Source organism: Hugenholtzia roseola DSM 9546 (genome assembly GCF_000422585.1).
In the GTDB taxonomy this organism is placed as follows: domain Bacteria; phylum Bacteroidota; class Bacteroidia; order Cytophagales; family Bernardetiaceae; genus Hugenholtzia; species Hugenholtzia roseola.
In genome coordinates, this window is the sequence record NZ_KE383881.1 from 40803 (window position 1) to 49304 (window position 8502).

Sequence of the window (8502 nt, forward strand, 5' to 3'; positions counted from 1 at the left end):
AGCAACTTCCATTTAGCAAATTGGCGTGAGGTATCGTATAAATTTCTTAACTTTGCACCCTTAAAACCCTATTGATAGCCTCCTATCAATGGGGTTTCTTTTCTATTTAACGTTTCTCAAACCTTTTATTGTTCGAACCGTACATAAGTACATTTAACTCTTTAAAACCAAAAAAACGCATGCTTTTTTCTTTTTTACGCAAAAAACTTACTTGCTCTTTTCTACTTTTTCTCCCCTTTTTCTATTTTTATCAAACGTCCCTTTCTGCTCAAATTATCAATGGATATGCAAAAATAACGGCTATTGCAGGCACAGACCTGACTATTTCCAACATAGCAGGCGAAGTAAATGAAACCGCTGATGCCTTTGCCGCTGGTGAAAGGCTCATTATCATGCAGATGCAAGATGATGTTATCGGGACGACGGCTGATAACACTAATTTTGGCGATTTGGGTAGTATCGCTTCGGCAGGTTTATATGAAATTGCGACAATCGCTTCACGTACAGGTACGACGATTACACTTTCCGCACCTTTGTCAGAAACCTACCATTTGGGCGCAAATAGTTCGGTTCAAATTATCACTTTTCCACAATTTTGCACACGTGGCAATACTTCGGGTTTGGCTTGGAATGGCAATATCGGTGGCGTGGTTGCTTTTTTCTGTCCCACAACGCTAACCCTTACGGGTGCGATTGTGGCTGATGGTATCGGCTTTCGCGGTGGCGTGCGCTCGAATGACGACGGTTCGGGCTGTACCACAGCTCCTTTTCGCTCGAATAGTGCCAGTTTTGGAGAAAAAGGCGAGGGCATTTTCAAAAGAACCAACGCAGACCAACGCTATGCCGTTGCTAAAATCTTGAATGGCGGCGGTGGTGGCACAACGCACAACGGTGGCGGCGGGGGCGGCGGCAACTTTACCGCTGGTGGCGTAGGCGGACCGGGGTGGAACGGTTCAGATGCAGGCTGCACGCCAAGCGCAGGCGGACAAGGCGGCTTACAGCTTCCTGTCCCTACACTGAATCGCGTCTTTATGGGCGGCGGCGGTGGCGGCGGTCAGCAAAACAATTCGGTGGGTTCGAATGGTGCAGCAGGCGGTGGTATCATTATCATAGAAGCCAATACCCTCGAAACTTCCTGTGCCAGCAATGCCACAATAAGCGCGAATGGCAATGAAGCGGCAGGCACGACAGGGGGCGGCAACGACTCGGCAGGCGGCGGCGGCGCAGGAGGTTCTATCGTCTTGCGCATCAGCAACTACATCATAGACGCGGCTTGTCCTTTGGTGGTGCGTGTCAATGGTGGAAAAGGCGGAGATGCCAATTTCAATACCACGCACGCAGGCGGCGGCGGTGGCGGTCAGGGCGCAGTGCTTTTTAGTGTGGGCTGCCCCAATAGTATTCCCAATTTAAGTGCAAACGCGCTCAATGGAAATGGCGGTTGTAACAACATGCCTGCTTGTGCTTCGAGTGGCGGTTCGGGTCAGGGTACAAATAATGACGGTATTTTATGTGATGTGTTATTGCCCGTAGAATGGTTTTCTTTTTCTGCCAAATATCAAGATAAAAGTGCCAAACTCTTTTGGGAAGTAGCTCAAGAGGAAGGACACGATTATTTTGAGATAGAAAAATCGCAAGAAGGAAGGGTTTGGCAGAGCCTAAAAAAGGTCTTTCAATATGAACGTAAGACGCTGCAATCCTTTGTCTATCAGGCGAAAGACACAGATTTGGAAGCAGGTACGACTTACTACCGTTTGAAGCAAGTGGATAAAAATGGAAGCTATACCTACTCTAAAATTGTTTCGGTAGAGGTAGAAACCTTCGACTTCAAAAAGCAACTATGGGTAAGTCCTAATCCTGCAAAAGGGACGATTAGACTGCACATGGAGGCAGATAAAATTTTGAGTTTGCAAGCCGTTTCTATGCAAGGGGCAGTTTTTCCGTTGCAAGTAGAAAAAAATAACATAGCCTCGATTGCGCATTTGCCCAAAGGCTTGTATCTGATTCAGGTGCTAACCGAAAAGGGCATTTTGAGCCATAAAATTTTGGTAGAAAACGAATAAGTGGCGTTATTAAATACCTATTAAACGGCTCTTTAAGGGTTGTTTTCAAAAAAAGGCAGGATTTCACAATCCTGCCTTTGCGATTTGTTGTTTTTTAGTTTGCTTGGTAGCCTGTGCCTTTTACGTTTGCCTTGTGGCGCAATATTTTTTTCATTGCCCAATTGAAGCGAATTAGTTTTTTGCTCATGATTTTGTAGTTAAGATTTTCTTGTAAAGCTACCAAAATTAGAGGCGCAGGCTTTGAAAATGCCCTTTTGCGTTGCTTTTTTGAAAGCATTATCTTTTGGCAAACCTAATTTTGCTCCTCCTTCCTTTTGACCCAAAAACGCAATCCCTGTGCTAAGGTTAGGGCAGCCACTACCAAGCCCAAGACTAAAAAGTTGTCGTCTATGCTTTTTTTATTGAGCCAATAAAAAACAAGAATAAAAGCAATATTAAAACTAAGAATTACAAAGACTGCTTTCCCATGTGAGAGTCCTAAGCGCAGGAGCAGGTGATGGATATGGTTTTTGTCGGGTGAAAGTGGGGAACGCCCTACCGCAACACGCATCACAAAGACGCGCAAGGTATCCAAAAGCGGATAGACCAAAAGGGCTGCTACCATCGAAATAGGACGCTCAAATTTGAAAATTGCCCCTTCGGGCAAAGTGGCATTGGTCTGCAAAAACTTAATCGTCGCAATCGCCGCCATAAAGCCCAAGAGAAGCGAACCTGTATCGCCCATAAAAATTTTGGCAGGCGAAAGATTGTAGCGCAAAAAGGCAAGCACTGCGCCCACCAAGCTAAAACAAGCGATTGTAAAAAGCATATTTCCTGCCCAAAAAAACCAAAATCCTAACAGAGAAAAAACCAAGACAGAAATACTACCTGCCAAGCCATCTATACCGTCTATGAGATTAAAAGCGTTTGTAATAACAATGACAGTATAAAGTGTAATAGTATAACTAAGTAAATCATTGATTTGGTAGATATGGAAAAGTCCATACAAAGATTGGAAGTGAAAGCCGCCGATTATCGTAATAGAAGCCGCAATTATTTGCCCAATAAGTTTCCAAAAGGCACTCAAAGGCAGGAAGTCGTCGCGCATACCTACAATGACTATCACCAAAATACTACCCAACAGAAACTGCCCCTCTACGCCTTTGGCAAAGAAAAACGACCAAAAAACAGAGGAAATAATAAAACCAAAAAAAATACCAATACCGCCGAAGGTAGGGATTTTCTCTTTGTGCAGTTTGCGCTCGTCGGGCAAATCGTGCATATTGCGGGCATGCGCAATCTTGATAATTTCTGGTATCAGCAGCAGCCCGATGGCTAAGGCAGAGATAGCACTCAAAAAAATTTCTTTCATGTAAATATGATGAAAAAGGATAGATAGTTTTTGGTTTTTTTAATAGAAAAAACGGACTGCCCCGCTCTTTCGCGCCGCATAGAAAAGGAAACGCTTTGGCAAAAAAAATCGTATCTTTGCTATACCATTTTCTTTTTCTCAAACGCATTGATTTATGATATTCCACACCATCAGACTTTCCGCCCCCGAAGTTGAAGTTTTAGAACAAGTAGAAACGGAGGTCATAGAACAAGAAACGCGAAAACTTATTGTCTATAACGACGATGTCAATACCTTCGAACACGTCATCAATACCCTTGTAGATGTCTGCGGACACTCGCGCGAACAAGCCGAACAATGCACGTGGATAATTCATTTCAAGGGCAAATGCAATGTCAAGAAAGGCGATTATGACACGCTTTCTGCCATGTGCCTCGCTATCTTGGATAGGGGGATTTCGGCAAATGTGGAGTAAAATAGGCTTTACGCGCTTTTTTTGAGGCAGCACAGACCAAAAGCCTGTGTAGGGGTTGTTTTGTCTTTTTTCTAAGAGAGGCTTCCGCCTTATTTTCCTTGTTGTTTGTGTTGCTTCTTTTTGGCACTTTTAGATTTTTTACGTGCCGATTTGCCTTCCGACTTCATTTTTTTATCGGATTTGCGCTGAAACTGTGCTTCGGTTTTTTTCATTTGGTCGGCAAAAGTTTCCTGCCCAAATAGCACTTTCGGGTCGGAATCGGCATAAGTGGGGCAGTTGGAGCGTTTCCAGCAACTACTCAAAATTGCCAAAAACAGTAAGGCTATGGGAAGGCGAAAATACGCGCCTCTTATTTTTTTTAGAAATGGAAAAAATAAGTATGCTTGTTGGTAGTGTTTCATAGGATACAAAGGATACAAAAATAAACAGAGGGCGTTTGGGCAGTGTTTCAAAACGCAGAGAGAAGTGTCTAAGAGAAGCGTCTAAGGGATAAGCGCAATTTTGGTGCAAATTTTACCGCTCCCTTATTCCAAAGAGAAAAGACCGCCATTTTTTTGAGGCAGTTTTCAAAACCGACTTAGACAATTAGTTTTCAAAAAGCGTATTGTAGTAGCGAATCAGGGCAAACCAATCGGCTTGCTTTTGCAATTTTAGGTCTTTTTCTTGAATAAATGCCAAGACCTGCTCTTTTTTATTTGCCATAAAGGATAAAAGTTGCTCGCGCAAAAGGTTTTTGTCTTCGGTCTGGAAAGCCACTAAACGACTGCCTTCTATTTCGAAAAGAAACCACTCCTGCGACTCGCGCAAGACCTGATAGGGCTGTGAATAGCCAAAATAGGGGTTATAGGCATAGAGATAGTCCTGCACAAAGATTTCGCGCGAAAGCAAATTTAGCTCCCCTTCTATTTGAAGCTCGAAAAAATGTAGCGTCTGATAATTGGGGTCTTTGGCAGAAAAATAGGGTAGCGAAAAGATGTAGCGCGTCTGTTTTTTAAGGGCATCATTGATAAAAAACTTTTCTATTTGGCTGGCATGAAAACTGCGTAAAGTGCCATTATCAAGTTTTAAAATTAGACTATTCTGCTCAAAATTATACCGAACCTCGCCTTTAAGTGGGGCTTCTTGAAAGGGATATACTTCGCCCTGATGCCACAAATCGGTAGAAAAGCGTTGTGCCTCAACTTTTGAAAAAAAGCTCAATGTGAGGAAGAACATCAAAAAAAGCCCAACAAAAGACAAGCGGCAGAAGGGCAGCAAAGGCGTGAAAAAGAGCCACTTCGACAAAGGGCGATAAGAGAGATAGCATTTCATATTGTTCCTTTTTTGGGCAAAAAAGCCGCAATGACACTTAAAAAAGCAAAAATAGCTCTCTTTTTATGTTTTTTAATACGAAATACCGCCGTTTTGGTTAGTCAGACCCAGTTTTTTTCAATACTTTTACCCTCCGAACCTCACTAATAGTAGGTTCTGTGAAAAATACGCTGTTTTCAAAGTTCGATACACAATAAAATTTGGCTTAGACCTTACTACGGTTTTTTTCAAAGGTTGAAAAACTATTTCTATCTTATCATACAATTTTTATGCAATTTTGGGATTGGGTCGTACTCTTGGGTACGCAGTTGTTCATCATTTTGTTTGGCATTTGGAAAGTACGCCAAAAGTCTAACCACTTACAGAGCCATTTATTAGATAGAGAATTGAGTTGGTTTGGCGTGGGCATTTCCATTATGGCGACGCAAGCGAGCGCGATAACCTTTCTTTCTACCCCTGGGCAGGCGTATGGCAATGGCATGGGCTTTGTCCAAATCTATTTGGGTATGCCTATCGCTATGATTGTCCTTTCGGCTACTTTTGTGCCGATTTATCACCGTTTGCAGGTCTATACCGCCTATGAATATTTGGAGCAGCGTTTTGATGTGCGCGTCCGTACCCTAACGGCTTTTCTTTTTCTGCTGCAAAGGGGGGCAGGGGCAGGGCTTTCTATCTATGCGCCCGCCCTGATTCTTTCCACTGTTTTGGGGTGGAAAATCGACATCTTCAACATTCTGATTGGCGTTTCGGTCGTGATTTATACCGTCATTGGGGGGGCAAAGGCAGTGAGTCAGACCCAAAAATTGCAGATGGCGACGATTCTGATTGGCATGGTGGCGGCAGGCGTGCTAATTTTCCAACTCCTGCCTTCGGAAATTAGCCTACCCGACGCGCTCCACATTGCAGGCAAGATGGAAAGGCTAAACCCCATAGATTTCAACTTTGATTTGAGCGAAAGGTACAATGTCTGGTCAGGACTTTTGGGTGGTTTCTTCCTTTCCCTTTCTTATTTTGGGACAGACCATTCGCAGGTGCAGCGATATTTGGGGGCTAAGTCACTTACTGAAAGCCGCTTGGGGCTATTGATGAATGGGATTCTCAAAATTCCCATGCAATTTATGATTTTGGGGGTAGGGATTCTGCTTTTCGTCTTTTATCAATTTGAAAAACCTGCTATTTATTTTAACCAAAATGAATATCAAAATTATGTGAAACAAAACCCTGCCCAAGCGACGCAATTAGAAAATTTAGAAAAACAGTATCATGCTAATTTTGATGCAAAAAAAGAAGCGATTTTGCAGATGCTACAACAAAGAGAGGGCGAAATAGCACCTCAAACGCTGCAAAAACTCAAAGAAGCACAAGCCGAACATGAGCAGATTCGCAATCAGGTCATTAGCACGCTTATCTCTACGCCCGAAAAGCAAGCCGACGATAAAAGCATCAAGACCAAACGAAATAGCGATTTAGATTACGCTTTTATTAGTTTTATTTTAGACAAAATGCCTATCGGTTTGGTGGGTTTGCTTATTTCGGTGATGCTTTCGGCGGCGATGTCTTCTGCCTCGTCCGAACTTTCGGCACTCTCTTCGGCTACTTTGCTCGACTTATACAAACGCAATTTCAAACCACAAGCCTCTGACGCACATTATCTGGGTGCAAATCGTTTGCTTACAGCACTTTGGGGACTCTATGCCATTTTGTTTGCTCAAATTGCAAGCCGCTTAGAAAATCTGATTCAGGCGGTCAATATCTTGGGTTCTTTGTTTTATGGGGTAGTTTTGGGTATCTTTTTGGTTGCTTTTTTCCTCAAAAAGGTGCGTACTGTGCCGTTGCTTTGGGCTGCCTGCCTTAGTCAGGGTCTAATTTTGCTGCATTACTTCTTTCTCAAAAGTTATTTCAAGATAGAATACCTTTGGTATAATCTTATCGGTTGCGCCTTTGTTTTGGTATTGGCTTGGCTATTTAATCAATTATTTAAGCAATCACTTGAACAAAAGGACGAACCCAACCGCTAACCAAATGCAGGGACAAGGCACTGTCTTGTTCGAGGTGAGATTGAAATAAAAAGGGGCTTTCAGACCGTTGTGCGTAGTGTTCCATAACCCAAGAATAAACTAAGTCTAATCCATTCCGCCAATCTTGTTTTTGCAAGGCTGCTGCTATCAAAACCTCTAAAAAATAGCATTTTGCATTTGTTTTTTGCTATTTTTGCACCATCTTACAACGCAAATCCAAGATTTGCCATACTGATAGGGCGAATTTTTAACTCATTAAAAACAATAAATTATGAATAATATACACGACTTATTAAAACAACCTATTTCTGTGGAATCTCTTGGTTCTATAAATTTAGGCATGACTTTTTCAGAGTTTAGAAATAAGTTTGTACAAACAGAGTATTTGTACAGAGATAACATCTTATCTATGCAAGCAATATTTCCTGACGAGATATACTATTGTTATTTTAATAGTATTACCTTTATATTTAATATATTAGAATCTCGATTAATATATATAAGTGTAACTAATCTGTTTAAAGGGAGTTATCTTAATACTATCTGCTTGGGTAGCTCTTTAAAGGAGTTACGTCAAATACACTCGGTATTTGATTTTGATGATGAAGTTGTTTATATTAAAAAAGAAAAATATGTAATACTATTTTATTTTAATGAAGATTTAACACTAACAGACTGTCAAGCAGAAAGAGACAAGTATATAATAGAAAAAATTAGTATTAAGTTATATGAATAAGTTTATTTATTAGTATAATTCCCTGCTTCCTATTATTCGTAGAGTTTCCATAACCAAAAAATAAACTAAAAGTTAGGCGCGGTCTACGCCTCGGTCTTATAATCCTACAATCTCAAGTAACGTATCAAAAAACTATCCAAAGTGCTGATATTTTCAAAAAAAATCGTATCTTCACAGCCTAATTAGCGCGTAAAATCTTTTATGGAAGACAAAAAACCTAATCAAAAAGAACAAAATCTTTACGATAAAATTTTAAAGGAGAATATCTTAGCCTATGTTTTGCAGTTTTCAAAAAGGCAGTTAGGTTTTCAAATTAAAGAGCATACTTTATTAAAAGATAAATTACAAACTACCTTAGAACGAGAGGCGGATTTTCTAATTTTTATCACCACCCAAGACGAAAAAGAATTTATCCTACAATTAGAATTTCAAGCAAGAAATGAACCTAATATGGTGCTTCGTATGCAAGAATATCATGCCATTTTACAAAAAAAATACCAAATACCTGTTATTCAAATCGTTTATTACTTAGGCGAAACGCCCAGCAATATGCGTGCTACCCTTGCGCCATC

General features: G+C 41.1%; 7 protein-coding genes and 1 pseudogene. 5 read left to right on the forward strand and 3 right to left on the reverse strand.

Annotated elements, in window-relative coordinates:
• Positions 1–179 precede the first annotated feature (179 nt).
• Positions 180–2060, forward strand: coding sequence for a T9SS type A sorting domain-containing protein (locus G500_RS23545; protein WP_051203622.1), 1881 nt, complete (start codon positions 180–182; stop codon positions 2058–2060).
• A gap of 292 nt (positions 2061–2352) precedes the next feature.
• On the opposite strand, the gene G500_RS0113795 is transcribed toward G500_RS23545, so the two are convergent.
• Positions 2353–3411 carry a glycosyltransferase family 4 protein gene (locus G500_RS0113795; protein ID WP_027002981.1) on the reverse strand — a complete coding sequence of 353 codons (1059 nt, stop codon included), beginning with the start codon at positions 3409–3411 and terminating at the stop codon, positions 2353–2355.
• Between the two features lie 154 nt (positions 3412–3565).
• Between G500_RS0113795 and G500_RS0113800 the strand changes: the two genes are divergently transcribed.
• Positions 3566–3865 (forward strand): ATP-dependent Clp protease adaptor ClpS, encoded by a 300-nt coding sequence (locus G500_RS0113800; RefSeq protein ID WP_035757483.1) that lies wholly within the window; start codon positions 3566–3568, stop codon positions 3863–3865.
• Between the two features lie 89 nt (positions 3866–3954).
• On the opposite strand, the gene G500_RS0113805 is transcribed toward G500_RS0113800, so the two are convergent.
• Positions 3955–4266: a hypothetical protein gene (locus tag G500_RS0113805; protein WP_027002983.1), complete on the reverse strand. Its 312-nt coding sequence runs from the start codon at positions 4264–4266 to the stop codon at positions 3955–3957.
• A gap of 184 nt (positions 4267–4450) precedes the next feature.
• Positions 4451–5176: a hypothetical protein gene (locus G500_RS0113810; RefSeq protein ID WP_027002984.1), complete on the reverse strand. Its 726-nt coding sequence runs from the start codon at positions 5174–5176 to the stop codon at positions 4451–4453.
• Between the two features lie 269 nt (positions 5177–5445).
• Between G500_RS0113810 and G500_RS0113815 the strand changes: the two genes are divergently transcribed.
• From G500_RS0113815 to G500_RS26030, 3 genes and pseudogenes are all read left to right on the forward strand, one after another.
• Positions 5446–7194, forward strand: a complete 1749-nt coding sequence (locus G500_RS0113815; RefSeq protein WP_027002985.1) for a sodium:solute symporter family protein — start codon at positions 5446–5448, stop codon at positions 7192–7194.
• A 271-nt stretch (positions 7195–7465) separates the two neighbouring features.
• Positions 7466–7930, forward strand: a complete 465-nt coding sequence (locus G500_RS0113820; RefSeq protein WP_027002986.1) for a hypothetical protein — start codon at positions 7466–7468, stop codon at positions 7928–7930.
• 201 nt (positions 7931–8131) lie between these two features.
• Positions 8132–8502, forward strand: a pseudogene (locus tag G500_RS26030) (hypothetical protein); the annotation flags it as partial.

Bases quoted from the DNA above. Each gene is read 5' to 3' on its own strand.
- G500_RS23545 (WP_051203622.1), top strand. From the start codon at position 180: ATGCTTTTTTCTTTTTTACGCAAAAAACTTACTTGCTCTTTTCTACTT.
- G500_RS0113795 (WP_027002981.1), bottom strand. From the start codon at position 3,411: ATGAAAGAAATTTTTTTGAGTGCTATCTCTGCCTTAGCCATCGGGCTG.
- G500_RS0113800 (WP_035757483.1), top strand. From the start codon at position 3,566: ATGATATTCCACACCATCAGACTTTCCGCCCCCGAAGTTGAAGTTTTA.
- G500_RS0113805 (WP_027002983.1), bottom strand. From the start codon at position 4,266: ATGAAACACTACCAACAAGCATACTTATTTTTTCCATTTCTAAAAAAA.
- G500_RS0113810 (WP_027002984.1), bottom strand. From the start codon at position 5,176: ATGAAATGCTATCTCTCTTATCGCCCTTTGTCGAAGTGGCTCTTTTTC.
- G500_RS0113815 (WP_027002985.1), top strand. From the start codon at position 5,446: ATGCAATTTTGGGATTGGGTCGTACTCTTGGGTACGCAGTTGTTCATC.
- G500_RS0113820 (WP_027002986.1), top strand. From the start codon at position 7,466: ATGAATAATATACACGACTTATTAAAACAACCTATTTCTGTGGAATCT.